Origin of the sequence: Ilumatobacter sp. (assembly GCF_046290335.1) — a bacterium.
Taxonomy (GTDB): domain Bacteria; phylum Actinomycetota; class Acidimicrobiia; order Acidimicrobiales; family Ilumatobacteraceae; genus Ilumatobacter_A.
This window is the reverse complement of sequence record NZ_JBKAGH010000001.1, coordinates 276,167-291,949: the sequence shown is the minus strand read 5'-3', so window position 1 is coordinate 291,949 and position 15,783 is coordinate 276,167. Positions and strand designations below refer to the sequence as shown.

Annotated in this window: 18 protein-coding genes and 1 tRNA gene; 3 read left to right on the top strand and 16 right to left on the bottom strand. The window is 64.4% G+C overall.

From position 1 onward, the window contains the following. Positions 1-13: 13 nt before the first annotated feature. The 12 genes from ACE37B_RS01270 to ACE37B_RS01215 all read right to left on the bottom strand — a co-directional run bounded on the left by ACE37B_RS01270 (position 14) and on the right by ACE37B_RS01215 (position 9,329). On the bottom strand, positions 14-451 hold the full coding sequence (locus ACE37B_RS01270) for a hypothetical protein (RefSeq protein ID WP_409921478.1): 438 nt from the start codon (positions 449-451) through the stop codon (positions 14-16). Further along, positions 448-873, bottom strand: a complete 426-nt coding sequence (locus tag ACE37B_RS01265; protein WP_409921477.1) for a hypothetical protein — start codon at positions 871-873, stop codon at positions 448-450. Before ACE37B_RS01265 ends, ACE37B_RS01270 begins: the two co-directional genes overlap by 4 nt. A gap of 10 nt (positions 874-883) precedes the next feature. Next, entirely contained in the window at positions 884-1,138 is a 255-nt protein-coding gene (locus ACE37B_RS01260) for a hypothetical protein (protein ID WP_409921476.1), read from the bottom strand. Between the two features lie 29 nt (positions 1,139-1,167). Next, entirely contained in the window at positions 1,168-1,854 is a 687-nt protein-coding gene (locus tag ACE37B_RS01255; protein ID WP_409921475.1) for a type II secretion system F family protein, read from the bottom strand. 212 nt (positions 1,855-2,066) lie between these two features. After that, complete coding sequence (locus tag ACE37B_RS01250) at positions 2,067-2,918, bottom strand: type II secretion system F family protein (RefSeq protein ID WP_409921474.1); 852 nt, start codon at positions 2,916-2,918, stop codon at positions 2,067-2,069. Next, the gene (locus ACE37B_RS01245; protein ID WP_409921473.1) at positions 2,918-4,261 is read right to left on the bottom strand and encodes an ATPase, T2SS/T4P/T4SS family; all 1,344 of its coding nucleotides are present in this window, start codon (positions 4,259-4,261) and stop codon (positions 2,918-2,920) included. Before ACE37B_RS01245 ends, ACE37B_RS01250 begins: the two co-directional genes overlap by 1 nt. Then, the gene (locus ACE37B_RS01240; protein WP_409921472.1) at positions 4,258-5,028 is read right to left on the bottom strand and encodes a hypothetical protein; all 771 of its coding nucleotides are present in this window, start codon (positions 5,026-5,028) and stop codon (positions 4,258-4,260) included. Before ACE37B_RS01240 ends, ACE37B_RS01245 begins: the two co-directional genes overlap by 4 nt. Then, positions 5,025-5,594, bottom strand: a complete 570-nt coding sequence (locus ACE37B_RS01235) for a hypothetical protein (protein WP_409921471.1) — start codon at positions 5,592-5,594, stop codon at positions 5,025-5,027. Before ACE37B_RS01235 ends, ACE37B_RS01240 begins: the two co-directional genes overlap by 4 nt. 87 nt (positions 5,595-5,681) lie before the next feature. Beyond that, entirely contained in the window at positions 5,682-6,554 is an 873-nt protein-coding gene (locus tag ACE37B_RS01230) for a hypothetical protein (protein WP_409921470.1), read from the bottom strand. A gap of 158 nt (positions 6,555-6,712) precedes the next feature. After that, positions 6,713-7,543 (bottom strand): hypothetical protein, encoded by an 831-nt coding sequence (locus ACE37B_RS01225; protein WP_409921469.1) that lies wholly within the window; start codon positions 7,541-7,543, stop codon positions 6,713-6,715. Then, positions 7,540-8,439, bottom strand: coding sequence for a prepilin peptidase (locus ACE37B_RS01220; RefSeq protein WP_409921468.1), 900 nt, complete (start codon positions 8,437-8,439; stop codon positions 7,540-7,542). Before ACE37B_RS01220 ends, ACE37B_RS01225 begins: the two co-directional genes overlap by 4 nt. A 509-nt stretch (positions 8,440-8,948) precedes the next feature. After that, entirely contained in the window at positions 8,949-9,329 is a 381-nt protein-coding gene (locus ACE37B_RS01215) for a hypothetical protein (protein ID WP_409921467.1), read from the bottom strand. A 300-nt stretch (positions 9,330-9,629) separates the two neighbouring features. Here ACE37B_RS01215 and ACE37B_RS01210 point away from each other — a divergent pair, with 300 nt between their 5' ends. Further along, positions 9,630-9,887: a helix-turn-helix domain-containing protein gene (locus ACE37B_RS01210; RefSeq protein WP_409921466.1), complete on the top strand. Its 258-nt coding sequence runs from the start codon at positions 9,630-9,632 to the stop codon at positions 9,885-9,887. 71 nt (positions 9,888-9,958) lie between these two features. Here the strand turns inward: ACE37B_RS01210 and ACE37B_RS01205 are convergent, their stop codons facing one another. The 3 genes from ACE37B_RS01205 to ACE37B_RS01195 all read right to left on the bottom strand — a co-directional run bounded on the left by ACE37B_RS01205 (position 9,959) and on the right by ACE37B_RS01195 (position 14,331). Continuing rightward, positions 9,959-11,353, bottom strand: coding sequence for a hypothetical protein (locus tag ACE37B_RS01205; protein ID WP_409921465.1), 1,395 nt, complete (start codon positions 11,351-11,353; stop codon positions 9,959-9,961). A gap of 41 nt (positions 11,354-11,394) precedes the next feature. Then, on the bottom strand, positions 11,395-13,878 hold the full coding sequence (locus ACE37B_RS01200; protein ID WP_409921464.1) for a hypothetical protein: 2,484 nt from the start codon (positions 13,876-13,878) through the stop codon (positions 11,395-11,397). Positions 13,879-14,257: 379 nt separating this feature from the next. After that, positions 14,258-14,331, bottom strand: a tRNA-Pro gene (locus ACE37B_RS01195). A 173-nt stretch (positions 14,332-14,504) separates the two neighbouring features. Between ACE37B_RS01195 and ACE37B_RS01190 the strand changes: the two genes are divergently transcribed. Next, positions 14,505-15,029: a hypothetical protein gene (locus ACE37B_RS01190; protein ID WP_409921463.1), complete on the top strand. Its 525-nt coding sequence runs from the start codon at positions 14,505-14,507 to the stop codon at positions 15,027-15,029. Then, positions 15,026-15,604: an HNH endonuclease signature motif containing protein gene (locus ACE37B_RS01185; RefSeq protein ID WP_409921462.1), complete on the top strand. Its 579-nt coding sequence runs from the start codon at positions 15,026-15,028 to the stop codon at positions 15,602-15,604. The genes ACE37B_RS01190 and ACE37B_RS01185 overlap by 4 nt, the downstream gene beginning before the upstream one ends. Positions 15,605-15,607: 3 nt before the next feature. Here ACE37B_RS01185 and ACE37B_RS01180 read toward each other — a convergent pair whose 3' ends face one another. Further along, entirely contained in the window at positions 15,608-15,763 is a 156-nt protein-coding gene (locus ACE37B_RS01180; RefSeq protein ID WP_409921461.1) for a hypothetical protein, read from the bottom strand. Positions 15,764-15,783: the final 20 nt, after the last annotated feature.

The window sequence follows — 15,783 nt, the reverse complement described above, 5'->3', positions numbered from 1 at the left end:
TGAACTCATGGCCCTATCTGCGGAACCTCTCGACCACTTGGGTATCGCTGACCGTGACGGTTCGCTCGCCAGGGGTCCAGACACCGGTGAGGGCCTGGTTGGAGACGTTGCAAGAAACGGTGACGGTGACGGTTCCGCCCTGCCACGTGCCGAGGTCGGAGGGGCTCCAACTCATCGAGGCCGATGGGTCGCCGAGGCACCGACCAGGCAGTCCGGATCGTTGCACTGCGGCGTTCGCAGCGGTGCGGGCCTCGTTTGGGTCACGTGCGATGGCCGCGGCGCGTGCTGCGTCTTGTGATGCGTTGGTGACTTGGACGCCGGCTGCAGAGAGTCGGCCGATGAACCCGAGGAAGGTGATGGCAACGAGCGCGGCAATGCCGAGGTAGACGACCTCGACGGCGTTGACGAAGCCAGCATCTCGAGGCGCGGGTCGGTTGGCCTGGCGTCTCATTGTTCCCTCGGTGCTGACTCGGTGACGGATGCTCGGAACCCGGCGCTGTCGAACAGCACGCCGGGGGTTGTTCCGCTGATGGTGACGGTCACGATTCCGTCGGCCTCTGAGCACAACACCTGCACACCCGACGACCATCCTCCGGCTCGTCGATCAAGAAGGGACTGGGCCGTGGACGTGCCTGCCGCACAGGTGCCGTCGAACGCTGCGGCGACGCGGACGCCTTCGGCTGCTGCTTCGTCGAACACGTTGCGGGCATGCCAGAAGCTGACCGACTCGACGATGAGCAGGACGAAGCAGATCATCGCGACCGAACCGAACATGATCTCGAACCCGCCGTCGATCGCTCCCCGATCTCCCCGGAAGCGCGACGGAACCGGTCGGCCCGATTGCTCGTTTCGGTTCGTCGTCGCTGTCGTCATCTTCGAGCGATCACGGGGAGGGTGCGACCGGGTCGGGTACGCCTGTCTGGGCATCGTTGAAGACACCGATGATGAAGAGGCCGGCAGCGATCGCCACGGCGACCGCGACGGCAAGGTAGATCAGCTTCGATGGAGCGTCTTCGACGCCGGACTCGTCGCTGAGGCGAGCCCAGACGTGGTCGGCCTGTTCTCGGCCGTGCTGGTAGGTGAGGGTCAGCCAGACCGCAATGGCAGTCGATGCGTGACGGGTGGTGTTGGTGGTCATTGTGGTGTTCTCCTTGTTGGTGTGGGTGTTCAGGCGAAGGCGTCAGAGATCTGGCGCATGATCGGGTAGGCGAGGAACATGACCATTCCGAACACCATCCCCATCGTCGGAAGTGAGAGGTTCGAGTTGGCCTTGTCGGCGCGGTCCTTGAGGTCGGAGAGTTGCTTGTCGCGCATCGACTTCGCCTCGGACCGGATGGTCGCTGCGACCGAGACACCGACCCCGGCCTGGCGTTGCAGTGACGTCGTGAGCCCGTGCAGTTCGGGAAGGTCGTAGGTATTCGCCATTGCCGTGAGGGCGTCCCACACGCTGATGCCCATCGGCTGTGCGGTCGAAATCGTTTGGCGGAGCAGTTCGAAACCGTCGCCGTCTCCAGCGTCGGCGGCGAACAAGATCGAGTCTTCGACCGAACGGTTCGTGGTCAGCGCGATGGCGAGCAGTTGGACGAAGTCGTTCACCACCCGCCGCAACGCCCGCTGCCGCCGGATCGCCCGGGATCGGGCGTCGGCGATGACACGCCACCCGAACAATGCAATCACACCGACACACAGCAGACCGAGGAGCGGCGACGGCGACACGGACCCGGTGGCGACGAGGAACGAGACGAGCATCGCCATCGAGAGCGCCGAAACGAATACGGCGGTCACGACTTGACCGAGCACGTGAGGCACGGTGAGCCCAGCGAGGCGAAGCGACTTGCCCAGCCGTTCGTCCACGAGCCGACCCAGCGGACCCGACGCCAGCGCGCCCCCGACCCTCGACGACATCGCCCTGCCCGTCCCCGGTTGCGATGTCCTCGTGCCGTGAGGTCGTTCGACACGCGCTCGAACTGCGCGCAGTGTGAGTCGTGGTCGGCGAACTGCTCGGATCAGCGAGTACAGGCCGAGCAGTACGACGACGCCAGAGCGGACGGCGGCGTTCCACATGCTCATGACGTCACGTCCTCGGGGAGGCGGAGTCGGTAGCGGGCGCCGAGGTCGTAACGGGTGAGCCGGCGCAACCAGACGAGGCAAGTCGCCCACATACCGCATGGGATCAGCAGCCAGATCTGACCCGGCACCGTCCGATAGGGCGACAACAGATCCGATGCAAAGATGGCGAGGCCACCAACGAACAGGATCGTGAGGGAGACGAGCCGGCGCATCGCACGTTGGAAGATGCGACGGGTTCGGTCGATCTCGTCGCGAGCACGCATCTCGTCACGCGCAGCAGCAGAGAGTTCATCGAGCGTGTCGTAGATCCGCCCGCCACCCGCTGCTCCACCGACGACGAGAACAATTGCTGCAACGGCAGCATCGGCGGTCGGATGGGCAATGTCATCGGCGAGCCCTGCGAGCGCCTCGGGAAGACGGACCCCTTGCCGGCGCCGCAGAGCGAATCGGTTCATCGGCTCGGCAAGGACGCCGGTGAAGTCGTCGGCGACGAGTTCGACTGCCTTCTCGATCGCCACGCTCGAACGGCGAACCACATCACGGAGGTCCTCGAGCCACTGTGCGATCGCTTCGACCTTCGCCCGTTCCACCTTCGTTTCCGACGTCGCGAACAACCACCGCCACGACACGACGAACGCAGTCACAGCGACCGCTGCGGTCGGCCAACGCGTCAAGAACAGCACTACACCACCAACCACGACGGCGGTGAGCAGATCGCGCTGACCGCTCGCAGACATCGAACGCTTCGGTCCAGACGACATTGGAAGCGGGTTGAACGCGAGGTACACAGCCCCCACTCCGAGGCAGGCCAGGAGGCCAGCGAGGAGGGCGATGGGGAGCGCCGACATCAGCTTGCCCCGCTGAAGTCGAGTGGCTTGTAGGTGTCTTCGGGGCGGGTCCACCACTGGTTCGAGAAGCCGGGCGATCGGCGAACGAGCTTGCGCATCATGGCTGTCTGGGGTTCGTTGAGCGCCCGAGCACGAGCATCCGGCGCGCCATCGACCTCACCGAAGATCCGGTGAAGCACGTAGCGCTCCCCCGCGTTCTCCACCGACGGCGCGACGATCTCGGACACGTAGCGGCCCTCGGCGTTCGAGCCGTCGAGCGATACCACGATGTCTACGGCCCGGTACACCTGCGTCTTCACGTCACGGGCGTGCTGGCCCGAATCCGACGCGATCAGGTTGACCAGGTTGTCGAGCGCATCCTCGGAGTCGCCGCCATGCACGGTTCCCATCGCGCCTTGACCCGTCTGCATTGCCCGGACGAGGGGCGCTCCCTCGCCGCCACGGACCTCGCCGACGATGATCCAATGCGCACGGGTTCGCATTGCCGGGCGCATTGCTTCGCCCGGCGTGTAGCCCTTCGAGTCGATCGTTGTCGGGAGCCGCTTCTGGTAGGCGATGACGTAGGGGTGTTTGCCCATCTGCAAGATGTTCAGCTCGAAGTCCGACTCGATCGTCGTGATCACTTCGGTCGGGTCGATCTCCCACGCCGTCGCCCGCAGCCACGTCGTTTTCCCCGACCCCATCGGCCCGACGAACAGGATCCCCAACCCAGCGCGCACACCAGCACGGAGGAACTCGACGATCCCCACATCGGCTGCACCGCGGTCGTACAGCGCATCGAACGAAGCACCGAAAATCGCTGCGCGCCGGATCGCGATGTACGGGCGCTGCACCGGATCGAAGCCTCCTGCATGGAATCGGACGCCAGGTTCGAGTTCGAAATCGACCTCATGGTTCTCGATGTTGAACGGCCGGCCGTGCTGGACCGAGATGTCGTAAATGATCCGCTCCAGATCACGGTCGCGAGACACCATCGGAGCGGACTCCACGATTGAGCCGTCGAGCGACTCAACCCGCACCGGTGCCGAGCCGAACACCAAAATGTCGGTCACGTTCGGATTCCGCAATGCGCCCATGAGCTTCGGAATCGTGAACAACCCTGCGATAATCCGATCGATCACCTCCGTCTCGTCAGCCTCCGACAACGGTTCGAGCCGGCCATCGCGGCGAGCCTCTGCGACCTCGGCCAGCACCTCGCGCTCCAACACGAGCCGCGTGCGTTCCTCACGCAACTGTGTTTCCTCGGCCGTCTCGTCACGCCCCTTCATCGGCAGACGGTGCCCGTGGTCGCGACGAACCTCCTGGGCCAGAGTCTCGAGCATCGCGTCGGTCACGGCGCTCATACCGACACCGCCTCTTGCACTCGGGTCCGTCCAAGCAGCGACTCGACAGTTGCGTGGGCAGCACGTGGGAGTGCGAAACGACGGATCGAACGATGGTCGAGGCCCCCGCCGCGATGGATGTGATCGATCACCTTCGGCTCCCACGGCCACCAGCCAACGAGACGATCACCGAGTTCACCCGCAACGTCAGGTCCGAACCGCTCCCCCGTCGTCAGCGGAGCATCGACGACGACCAGACGCGGCTGCGTCGACAGCCCAGCGATTCCCGGCGACGTCTGTCCCTTCGAGTCGATCCACGAGACAGTCGAGGTCAACGAGGCCGGTTCGGGCGTCGCCACCACCACCACGACGTCGGCGACATCGAGTACCCGCCAGGCCGGGACGTTGCCACCCCGCATCGAACCAACATCGACCACGACCGTGCCGTCCAAACGTGCAAGCCCAGCAACCCATGGGCGACGCGGCGATGCGATGGTCGACCACGCCTGGAACGGATCCCACGCACCAGTCACAACGTTCACCTGCCCGAGCCGACGAGCACAACTGGCCAGCGAACGATGCGCCGGCTCATCCGACAATGCGAACGCAACCCGCTCCAATCCGCCCGACGTATCCAGCCCCTCGGCGCGACTTGCGAGCACTCCCCCAGCTGCGTCGGCCTCCACGAACCAGGCCTCGCTCCCCGACGCAGCAACGGCCGCAGCAAGGAGCAATCCCGTCGTGGACGTTCCGACGCCCCGCCATGAGGTCACTGCGATGACGGTCATTGCTCGGCTCCGAAAGGTGTGATGACCAGCACCATCTCGTCCTGCCCCGCCCACGTACCGACCAGTGGGGCGTCCTCGGTCGCTACGGCCATGGTCACCGACGCTTCGAGCGTTTCGGAGATCGACACCGACACAATTCGAACCGGCACCGATGCCGGCTCCGCCGATTCACGGTCGAGCGTCGACACCGCGACGCCGACATCGTCACGCTGCATTTCGGTCGGATACCTGCCCGACCGCAACACCACCCCGACCAACTGCTCACCCAACAGCGTTTCCGGTTCACCAGTCACCGATGACGGACCCAGCAGATCGCCCGGCACCAGATCGGTCAGCGCCACCGCATCGACCAGCACGTCACGCTGAGAGGCGACGTAGATCCGACCGAAACCCTCCTCCGCCGAGATCGCAGTCGTCCCGATCGCAGAGTCCGGAATCAACTCACCAGCGGCAACCGGCTCGATCACGACGAGCACCTCGGTCCGCTCCGACGCGTTCGACACCGCCCACAACACGAGCAGGATCACGAACAGGAACAGCCCGGTCGCGACGAGCAGCCACGACATTCGGACCTTCGGCCGAGGCGACGACGGCTTCGGCGTCAACCTCTGCTTCGGTGGTAACAGCGTGTCGGTCATCGCACCCTCTCCTGGTCAGTCATTGACATTCACCGCCACCAACTCGCCGACCCGGAACGACACCGGCGGCGATTCCCACACGTAGTCCGGCTGCGGCTCCACCGCGCCCGACGCCCAAAACGACACAGCGAACGTCTGACGCGCAGTGATCGTCACCTCGCCCGGCCCCGGCGGCGTCCACTCGCAATCCTGATTGCTCCCTGGCTCGGCGAAGTCCGCCAGAGCATTCGGCCGAGAAGGAAACTCGGAGTTCTCCACCCTCGGGAAGTCGTCGTCGGCGCCGACACACGGGACCACACCCGAGAACGGGGTCGACGGCCGATCCGGGTCAGGCACAAACACGACCTCGAAGTCCAACGCCGTCGGCACCGTGATCAGATACAACGTCCAGCCTCGGTAGTACTGCGGGTTCGAACGCTGCGTCCTCCACGCCGACCCGTTGATCGCCAACCACGCCGGCGACCGCACCACGAGACCACCCCACTCGCCGACCACCTTGTTCTCGTAGACCGCCAACTCCTCGAGCTGCAGACCGTTGTACAAGTTCGTCAACTGCGTCCGCGGGTCGAGCATCGCGTCAGTTGCGGCGACCTCGATGAAGCCCTTGAAATTCCCGCTGTAGAACGTGTCAGCGCAGTACACCGAGAACGTCCGCGTGACCTCAGCCAACGACGGTCCCTCCGGCTCGTACGCATCGAAGTCGATTGGTAGAGGAACAACCACAGCGACTCCCTCGATGAAGATCCACCTGGTGGACCGAATCGGCTGCTGTTCCTCGACCACGTCGAGCGTCGCCGGATCGTCACCCTCGCCGACGCCTTCACACTCCGCCGCCGCGCCACCGCCATGTGAGCGGAACGCCGAACCGCTCGGAATCGAAGTGAACACGCCCATCCCACCCGATGAGTTCCGAATGTGGACCTGACGCGAACCCGGAATGAGAGGCGGACCGTTGCCGCCGGAACCACCTGGCGCAGCCGCAGTATGCGAGGGCGCGACCGTCAGAGTCATCATCGCGATCAACGCAAAGACGACCAGACGCTTCGTCATGAGCAAGCGCGCTCGTCATCTTGGATGTCGTCGACGATCCATCCGTCGTCAGTTCTCACGACACGGACGATGAGCGGAGCGAGAACCGTGCCCGGAACCTCGCCCTCCGCTAATGAACCATCTGAATTGAGGTAGTGGGAACCGCTGATCAGGCAATCGAAGATGAACGCCTCGTCCTCAGAGCGAGGATCGGCGATCACGACCGGGCGCAGAACGTCACCGTCGCCCGGGAACCCGAGGTACTGGCCTGCTGAGTTGCGCGTCGAGAACACGTTCTCGCTGTACTTCTCGCCGCCGTCGAGAAAGGTCGCCGCCATTGCCGCTGAGGGCTGGACCGGAATCGGGTTCTGGGTCACCTGTCCGTAAAGCGCAACCATCGCTCGTCCATACGCTGCGATGATCTCGGCGTCCTCGGGCAGTGGCGGTCGCACGTTCGGGTCCTCGGAGTCGCTCTCGGAGGGCACAAACAGCCAAACCTGATCGGCGAGTTCGACGATGTCGCCGCCGGATTTGACCCCGGGCACGGAATCGACAGTCGGCCCGAGGTCGTCGGGCAAGTAGCCGCCTGACCCGGCAGTCGTCGTCTCAGGTTCAGCCACCGTCGTGGACGACTCGGCGATCGTCGTCGGCTGTTCTGTGGTTGCGACGGAGGTGTCGGCAGCCGAGGATGCCGGCGACGCAGATGTTTCGACCGGCTCGGTATCGACGGTCGTCGTGCCGCGGCTTGGTGGCGGTGCCGTCTCATCCGGTGAGGAAGCACCGCTGCCGTTACATCCGGCGAGAGAGGCGACGATCAGGATGCCGAGGAGGCGGGAGGCGAAGTTCATGTGGAGAGTCCTTTGCTGTCGAGAAAGCGGGCGGCGAACAGTGCGACGAGTGTTCCGAGCATCAGGTACGGCCCGAATGCCCGCGGGCCGTGTGGCCGGATGATGCGGCCGACGAGTGATGTCGACAGTGCGGCCAGCGCCATGAGAACGCTGGCAGGCAACCAGACAATGGCGATTACGGCCCCGGCCGCGCCTGCGAACTTCACGTCGCCGAAGCCCAGTGCCTTCGGATCGAGGAGGTGAAGGAGCAAGAACGGCGCTGCCCCGGCGGCGAGCCCAAGAGCGACGGTGAAGCCTGCGCCGACGGTGATGGCCCCGCCGACCCCGCAAGCCAACGCAAGACCGGTCCAGGCGTTCGGTAGTCGAAGTTCTCGAACGTCGATGATCGCAGCGCGTCCCAATGCTCCAAGTCCACCGAGCAAGCAGAGTGCGGCGAGCACGTCTCGGGTCGCGGCCCAGTAGGTCGCTGTCGCAACACCGATCAGGAGCGCTCCGACACCGGCGGCGTACTGGTTGCCGTCACGGGTCGATCGAGGCGCTGCGGACTCGCACCGAGTCATCACGGCGAGCCGTTGATCGTCGGCACTCGCCATAAGGACGAAACCAGCACGCCGGTACAGGGCGATGGCGCGCTCGTTCGTCCGGCGTACCCGCAGAACGAATCCGATGGATGCTTCGTCGGCTTCTGCGCAGACCTGAGCGAGTAGTCGGCCAGCGTTTCCAACCCCAGCCGGCGAAGCGCATACATCGGCGATCTCGATGAGTTGCATCGGACGACTTCTCCATCGCCACGCGAGCAGACTTCGCCGGAGGCACTCGGTCAGCCCGGCGATGCTCGCGAGGGCGAGCAACACCCCGACGATCGCCCGAGGTGCGCCCCACGAGCCACGACTCATCTCCGCCACCATGAGGCCGGGGACAGTCATCAAGGCGAGGCCCGCAACCAGCAAAGCAACGCCGAGCCGTCGACTCGGCACCCTGGACACGGTCATGGCGGCGCCCGGCCCGACGATGACTCCATCGGAATACAGCAACGATCTCAGTGAGCCTCGCTTCTTTCCTGCGAAGGCTTCTGAATGAACCGTCAGCGCCTGCCGGATGCGTCGAATCCGACTCGGCCGAAGGCGGCCATGCGGCACGGTCGTGCTGTGCTCATCGCGAAGATCGACGGAAGTGCCCTCGGGCCGTACGGCACCGTTGCGCTCGGACCCGAGGTCCGGCACACCCAACGAGCGCCCGCGACCTTCAAGAGTCGCCATCTCGCAAAGGTATAACCGATCAACTTGTGACGCAAGGGGGAGGACTCCCCGTCGCGTTTCGTTCGCATCGCGCACACCCCCAACAGGCCCCGATTCGGCGCGATCGTTTCAAAAAACTGGACGACGTGGCTGTTCGGCCTCGACGATCAGGATTCTGCGAGCGGCGGGAGCAATCGAACCGGCCGAGTTCGCCCATCGCGTTCGCTCGTGATCAAGCCGGCGGTCGTCAGCACCTCGCGGTAGGTGTTCCACGAGGCCCGGTTCAACTCGAGCTGAGGAATGAAGTCGACAGCAAGCAGCTCCACCAATCCCTCAGCGTCGGCGATTTTCGAGAGCCCCATGTACACCCACAGGGCGCGCGCTCTCACTGTCGGCGGAAGCTCCTCGAGAGCCTCAATCTGATCACGCGCCCGGCCGAAATCGATCGTGGTCGCGAGGGCCTCGAAGTCAGCCCTCCTCGTTGAACTCATTCGGCATCCGACCGTACTTCGTTTCGCTCCGCACACCAAGAGGCCATTCGCCGCCACGGCTGTTGAAACGGTTTGCCCGAATCGGGGCCTGTTGGAGTCATCAGTCGACCGTCTCAGGAGGATCAACATGAAGAACAACGGCAGCGCGGTCAAGAATCTCTCTGCGCATTCCGGTCGGGCGACTTCGCAATCCAGACGGTCTCGGACATTCACGGTCGATCAAGCAGCGGCTGTACTTGATGTTTCGACCGCCGAGCTACTCAGCCTCATCCGGGGTGGAGTGGTCCCAGCACATCGCTGCCATGGACGACTCCAGGTGCCGCGAGTTGCCTTTGCCTGCTTGCTCTCGGTGCCACGATGAGTCGGCGAGCGGCGAACCTAAACAACCGCAGCCCGGCCGCCGACGCCGCCGTGCACGGGGTGCCGACGGACGAAACACCGGTACGCCCACTTCTGGTCAGCATCGAAGGTGCCGCCCAGATCCTGGCCGTAGGTCGGACGTCGGTGTACCAGCTCGTCTGGTCCGGAGAGCTTGAGCCGATCCGGATCGGACGGTGTCTTCGATTTCGGGTGACCCAACTCGAGGAGTTCGTGGCAGAGCGCGCAGGACTATGACCCACGTTCTCGGCGTTGAACAGGTGTTGTACAAACCTGCCTGGAGGGACGATCGCAGGGCAGACCTGGGATCAACGACTGAAGTTGCTCGGCACGGGAAATCCGCTTCGAATGACGACGACCCCGACGAGCGAGGGCAGCCGAGGGTCGGGCCCAGATGCGAGTTCTGGATACGCCCAACCGATCTCGTTGCCCATTACTCCAGCTGGAGCACGTTTTGGCGAGGCATCGAGCACGGCAACAAGCGACACCTGCGAGTCGCCAGCGGACGCGTACTGCGTGGGTTGGCCGGTGTATTTCTCGGCGGCGGTTTTCCACGACATTGACGATTGCATCGCGACCTTGAGTTCGAGCACGATGTTTCCGAGGATGAGATCGGTCGTTCCACCCGCTAGGCCAATGCGCTCTCCGAGTCTTGCGCCAATGCCAGGATCGGCTTGCAAGAACTGGCGAAGCTGATACTGAAACCATGCCTCGTCGATGGTGTCGGTTGAGCCAAGCCGGTCATCGAGGACCGTGTGGGCGAATCGAAGGACACCCTCCAGGAGAAGACGAGCATCCGTCCGGTCGGTCGAGGTGAGGTTGGGTATGGCGTTGGTCAACTCTGACATCAGCTGCTGCAGCCGGAGCGCCGCTGTTGGAATCTGAAGTGGCTGCGCTGTGCGCTCGTCGAAGGTCACCACTTCGAGAGTCGTGTTGCCGGCAAGGCGAGCTGAGGTGAGCTTGCCGTCGCTCAGGAATGCAGCCTGCGCAGTCAATCCGATTGGCGGATCGTCGGGCGGTCTGGATCCGGCGATTCTGATATCGACAGTCTGCGTGAGGGAATCGGGGGTGAAGCGAGCGCCGGTGGCGAAGAGGAAGTCGCGTGGATACACGCTGATAAAGGACACGTCGAGCGCGTCGGCATTTGGAGGCCATTCGGCCACGCGTGCTTCGATCTCAAAGGAATGGAGCGCGCCGGGCTGGAGGACGGTGGGGCGCATTACTGGCTGGCCTCGGAACCGAATCATGACCGCCGCGATGGCGACAGGATCGCTTGATGGCAGCACAGCCTGCGATGGCGCATGATTGGACTCTCGAAATAGTTCGGTGAGTCGCGTCGGCAATGCGATCCGAGACAAAGAAATGGCGACATCTGCTGCTGTGTCGAGGTCGGACAACTCCGCCAGATCTGCAACAGCCTTTGTGAGACGCTCCGGCCAGCGGTCGGTTCCTCGCGCCAGGACTTTTCCGGCACGCAGACGTGCCGCGGTGGCATACCGCTCGGCATCGGGCTCGGCATCCCACGTGGACGCTCGCCAACGGACGGCGTGCACGAGCGCGTCGACGGTGTCAGTGAAGCCTGCGACAACATCATCCTCGGCGTTGGGACCGATGATCGCGCGATACGTTTCCAGCGCTGTCGCGAGATCGTCGGCTTCACCCTGTCCGGAACCTGCTGTATCGAGAGCGTCGAGCAATCGCATACGGGACCGAACGACATCTTCAATTGCAGGTGACTCCGAGGTCAGCCCGCGGCGCACAGAGCCTCCACGCGTTCGTGCAAGGCTTGCCGCGCATCAACATCCCCGGTCGAGGCTGCAACTTCAACCTTGTACGCGATGAGTTCGAGTTCGACGGCAGCTCGCATCGGACGCTTTTCGATGGTTTCTGGAATCGTGTCGAGGAATGCCTGGATGACACCTGCGCTGAGATCGGGCCGAGCAAGTTCCCCAAGGCTGTCGGCTCCCAGGGTCGCCCTCCGGAGGTCGATGGAGGCAGCGTCGACTTCGCGTGCCGCGAGCATCTCGACCTGTGCCTCATTGAGACGCGACGTGCCTAGTTCTGCGAGCAGCCACTCCTTGTCATCGTCGCCGAGGTATTCGTACTGCGGGTCCTCATCTGGGCGAAGCGCGTCAATCGCCGCGTCCGCCCACTCGTCATCTCCAGCTAGCCATCGGTTGCGGGACAAAACGTTGCGGGCCGAGTGTGCTGGCATCTTTCGGGTGATGCCAAGCACGGCCCGCCGGACGATCGACTCCCATTCGGCGTCATCGCGACTGAGACGCCTCGCTGCCCTCAGTGCATCCTGAACCATTTGATCGTGTCGTCGATCCCCGGCATATGCGACAGCGGCATTCAGCAATTGCATCGACACCGATCGGTGGTCAAGGAGATCAGGTGGCACGCGGCTGATCGCGCTGATCGCCGCCCTGACGACGACGAGATACTGGTCGGCGAGGCCAGCGGCCACCGCTTCTGCGAGAACCGGGGGGACGCTCGCAGCAGGAAGGGAGCGCAAAATCTCTTCTGCTGCATCTTGGCCCGCCGCCCGAACCCCTTGGTCGTCCCCGAGCATCGCGCCGTAGATAAGCGGCAGGCAGTCGCCTCTGTCTGCATGCGACGCATGGGCGATTCGTCCGAGGATCCGAACGAGTTCTGCTCGCACCCAGGTGTCACCGTCAGTGCCGTTGAATAGGTCGGAGCACGCGTCGACGAACTGTGTTGGGACGCGCTCGGCGGCGTTCGACACGGCATCGACGATGTCTCGCCGCAGGTGTCCAAGCCGCCCCTCGCCGCCAAATCGTTCGAGTCCGGCCATCGGCCCGGTCGGAGGCGACTCGTGGAACTTGCGCTCCCTGCCGACCCACTGGAGCAGCAAGCCGAGAAGCACGTCGGCGGAGAGCACGCTGATCGGGGCCAGCGTCGCGACCTGCGCTAAGAGGTCAGATGCTCGGCCCTGGTAGTCGTCCTCGATTCCGAAGCTCTGGAGATCCGGCGCGTCGTGCAGTGCCGCCGCACAGCGGCCAAGTATGACCTCGGCGACGTCAGCAGACAGCGCGCCAGATGAGCGCCGAACGGGTGAGTCGTAGCAAGCAATGAGGCGACGGCGATACTCAGGGCTGGCGTTCATCCACCGTGAAGCGACCGCTGCTTCGACGTGCGACGGGTCGGCCACCAGAACGACCGCAACCGCCTTCGCAATCTTGTCCGACGGGTGGTCGTGGTCGTAGCGACCTTCGCGGTGCCGAAGACCATCAAGCATCGCAGGCAAGAGGCGACGGCCCACTGAAACGTCGACGTCGATCAGGGTTCGCGACGCCGACGCGGCACATGCACGGCGATGGGATTCGCCGCGACGAAACTCCGCCGCAAGTAGATCCTCAACAGCGGCAGTAGCCACAGCGTGATACCGGAGTAGTGCGCTCGCGTCGCCAGACCCGCCACCGAGGAACAGTCCTGAGGGTCCGGCTCGACGTATGACCGCCGCAGCAAGTTGCGCGTCGACATCGGAGGCGACTCCATGCTCAGCAAGGTGTCGGAAAGCCTCCCCCGGAGCCCAGCCAGTCCGGACGGCATCCAGGCAGGTTGCGTGCAAATCAGCTCGGAAATCTCCTGCCTCGACTATCAGGAGAACGTCGAGAAGCACGGCTGACCGGAGCGTTTTGCTGTCGGTGTGGAGCATCGCTCGGATTGGATCGACGAACAGTTCTGGGGTCAGCTTTGCCGTTGCGCTGAGTTCCGCCGCTGCGTCCGATGCGCCCGGATCGATGTCGAGCTGATTGACGAGGGCGACAATCTGCTGGCTCGCCGCATCGAGTTGCGCCGCAACAAGTGTCCGGTGGTCGGATCGGCGCTGACGTTCTGCGAGTTCTGCGACTCGGGCGGCGTCGGCCTTCTCTTCCTGTTCGGCTCGCTCCGCCAGCTCGCCTTCGGCAAGTGTTCCGAGATTCGGGACCCGACCGCCCGGTGCACGATCGGTGCAGCCGCGGCAGTTCGCTACGTAGAAGCCCACCGGATCGAGGTGCATCCCGGCGAAGCCGGACGGATCTCTTGCGTAGTCACATGTGAACCTGCCGCCCGTGATCGGTAGCCCCGTCATCTCCTCGACGAGACCAATGCCCATTCCCGTGCGGTCGTTGCGAATGTGAGTGCACCAAGCCTTGCCAAGACTGATGAGGTCGGCGTTCTGACGCCCGATCTCCATCGCGCTTTCGATCTCGTCGTCCATGGCCGTCACCCTTGTCCACTGGTGGCCGGATCACGGCGGCTCGCACCGGTCCGGGAAATCACACTGGTGTAACACTACCGCACGAGTACGGCGCGACCCGTTGGCGACGCCGGCGCAAATGCGTGGTGACCAACGCCCGCTACTTCGAGTGGTACGGGGCCTTCTCAGCAGACTGGTCCCAAGGCGGCTCTTGGTTGCTCGCTTCATTTGCGTCACTTTCTGCGGACCAAAGTTGAAGGCGGTCTCCTCTGATCTCGGCGCCCTCCGGTGGGGTGGACGAGGCATCTGCTCGTGAAATTGTCCTCCGAATTGTCCTCCCCCCCGGAAACAACGAAACCCCAGGTCGGAGGAAATAACCTCTGACCTGGGGTTTCATTCGTCGGGCTGACAGGATTTGAACCTGCGACCCCTTGTCCCCCAGACAAGTGCGCTACCAAGCTGCGCCACAGCCCGAATCAGTTGTGGCGGATGATGCTACCGCCCGCGTCGCGAAACGTCGTCGACGAGGCGCTTTCGATTCGTCGTCGATCGAGAAAACCTCGTCGACGACTTGCGATCGAACAATCGTTCGCCCCTGGTGAACGCATGTTCGAGAGTCACCTCGTGGAACTGGCCGATTGTCCGACGTGGCGCTCGTCGAACGGATCGGTGCCAACGAGTTGGAGCGCCGTCGCCTCGACGCCGAACTCGCGGCCGCCTTGACGATCGCCGACCTCGGAGGAGTCAAGGAGATCGATGGGCACCGAACCATGGCCGGCTTCTGGCGCGCCGAGGTCAACTGGTCGACGACCGAAGCCGGGCGCCGACTCGGGCTCGCAACCGCGGTCGACCAGATCGACGGGTTCGGCGCAGCGTGGTGCGACGGCCGATTTGGGCTCGCACAAGCCACTCAGTTCTCGAAGCTCCACGGCAACCGGAGAGTGCGGCCTCGGCTCGCGGAGTTCGCTCCGATACTGCTCGAGCACGCCGATCAACCCCCCTGCTCCGATTTCGCCAAGGTCGTGGATCACTTCGTGGCGAACGCCGACGTCGACGGTGCGCACGACGAGCGCGATCTGGCCATCGAAGGGAGACGCGCACGTGTCACCGATGTCGGTGGGCTGCTCGACATCCGGCGTCCGGCGGTGACGGACTCACGACCGCCGAGATGATCGCGATCCACGACCGAATCACCGAGCGCGAGCGCGCCCGGAGCACGGCGCGCCGAGCACGGCGACCTCGCCGACGGGTTCGCGCTCCACCGCACCGGCCCTTGGACGCGCTCGCACTCGCCGGCGGCGTGCGCCGCGCCGTGGTCGACTCGCAGTCGGTCGTCATCGACCTCGGGCGCCGGCAGCGGCTCTTCGCCGGCAGCGCTCGTGCGGCGGCCAAGCTCGTGGTTCGCCACTGTGAGCATCCCGGGTGCGAGCTGCCAGCCGACTGGTGCGAGGTCGACCACATGGTCGAATGGGGCGATCACGGTGCCACCGCTCAACGCAACGCGGCGCTCGAATGCGACGGCCACAATCGGGCCAAGCATCGCCGACGATGGCGGACCCGACGCAACACCGAGGGTCGACTCGTCACCCATCGGGCCGACGGCACGATGATGCGGCCGGTCGGGGTCAGGCCGCCGGCGTTGCCATCCGACGACGAGATCGGGTACGACGCGGGTGACGCTCCGGAGGACATCGCTCGATCGACGGCGCTGGTCCGCCAACGGGTACTGGCGCCGCGCAGCGCTTGAGGTTCAGACGAAGATCTCGACGACGCGCCAGCCGAGGTAGGCCACGACGGCCACGACCATCAGCTTGAAGTGCCACGGGGCCTTCTCCTCGTCGACCGGCTCCGTGTCGACCGCGCCGATGGCATCGCCACAACGAGGGCAGCTTCCGTCCTCGTTCATCGAGTTGGGTGTGTAGTACT

Coding starts and splice junctions, on each gene's coding strand:
- ACE37B_RS01270 (WP_409921478.1), bottom strand. CDS start 451: ATGAGACGCCAGGCCAACCGACCCGCGCCTCGAGATGCTGGCTTCGTC.
- ACE37B_RS01250 (WP_409921474.1), bottom strand. CDS start 2,918: ATGTCGGCGCTCCCCATCGCCCTCCTCGCTGGCCTCCTGGCCTGCCTC.
- ACE37B_RS01205 (WP_409921465.1), bottom strand. CDS start 11,353: ATGCGATTGCTCGACGCTCTCGATACAGCAGGTTCCGGACAGGGTGAA.
- ACE37B_RS01180 (WP_409921461.1), bottom strand. CDS start 15,763: ATGAACGAGGACGGAAGCTGCCCTCGTTGTGGCGATGCCATCGGCGCG.
- ACE37B_RS01225 (WP_409921469.1), bottom strand. CDS start 7,543: ATGAACTTCGCCTCCCGCCTCCTCGGCATCCTGATCGTCGCCTCTCTC.
- ACE37B_RS01245 (WP_409921473.1), bottom strand. CDS start 4,261: ATGAGCGCCGTGACCGACGCGATGCTCGAGACTCTGGCCCAGGAGGTT.
- ACE37B_RS01210 (WP_409921466.1), top strand. CDS start 9,630: ATGAGTCGGCGAGCGGCGAACCTAAACAACCGCAGCCCGGCCGCCGAC.
- ACE37B_RS01265 (WP_409921477.1), bottom strand. CDS start 873: ATGACGACAGCGACGACGAACCGAAACGAGCAATCGGGCCGACCGGTT.
- ACE37B_RS01235 (WP_409921471.1), bottom strand. CDS start 5,594: ATGTCGTGGCTGCTCGTCGCGACCGGGCTGTTCCTGTTCGTGATCCTG.
- ACE37B_RS01185 (WP_409921462.1), top strand. CDS start 15,026: ATGATCGCGATCCACGACCGAATCACCGAGCGCGAGCGCGCCCGGAGC.
- ACE37B_RS01260 (WP_409921476.1), bottom strand. CDS start 1,138: ATGACCACCAACACCACCCGTCACGCATCGACTGCCATTGCGGTCTGG.
- ACE37B_RS01220 (WP_409921468.1), bottom strand. CDS start 8,439: ATGAGTCGTGGCTCGTGGGGCGCACCTCGGGCGATCGTCGGGGTGTTG.
- ACE37B_RS01240 (WP_409921472.1), bottom strand. CDS start 5,028: ATGACCGTCATCGCAGTGACCTCATGGCGGGGCGTCGGAACGTCCACG.
- ACE37B_RS01200 (WP_409921464.1), bottom strand. CDS start 13,878: ATGGACGACGAGATCGAAAGCGCGATGGAGATCGGGCGTCAGAACGCC.